General features: G+C 56.7%; 1 pseudogene. It reads left to right on the top strand.

From position 1 onward, the window contains the following. Positions 1-277, top strand: a pseudogene (locus tag HMPREF3052_RS00655) (IS481 family transposase); the annotation flags it as partial.

Raw genomic sequence — 277 nt, 5'->3', positions numbered from 1 at the left:
CCCGCCTCACCCCGCACCACCGCCAAGCCATTTGGTTGGCCTACACGCAGGGGAAGGAAAGCGCAACCTCCCTGGCACGCCGCTACCAAGTCAGCCGCGTCACCATTTACCGCGCACTTAAAGCCGCAAGGGGCAGACTGCTCAAACCCCAAACCAGTACCAACAACCGTTTCAAACAGGCAAAGTACGGAATGAAACGCCTGGCCAAGGTAGAACGCGGCATTCAGGAAAAACTCAAAAGGCAGGCCAAACGCTACAATAAATCCTACCCCGGAGA

Origin of the sequence: Neisseria sp. HMSC056A03 (assembly GCF_001815685.1) — a bacterium.
In the GTDB taxonomy this organism is placed as follows: domain Bacteria; phylum Pseudomonadota; class Gammaproteobacteria; order Burkholderiales; family Neisseriaceae; genus Neisseria; species Neisseria subflava.
Note: the sequence above shows the minus strand (reverse complement) of the source record. Positions and strands in the feature narration are given on the sequence as shown.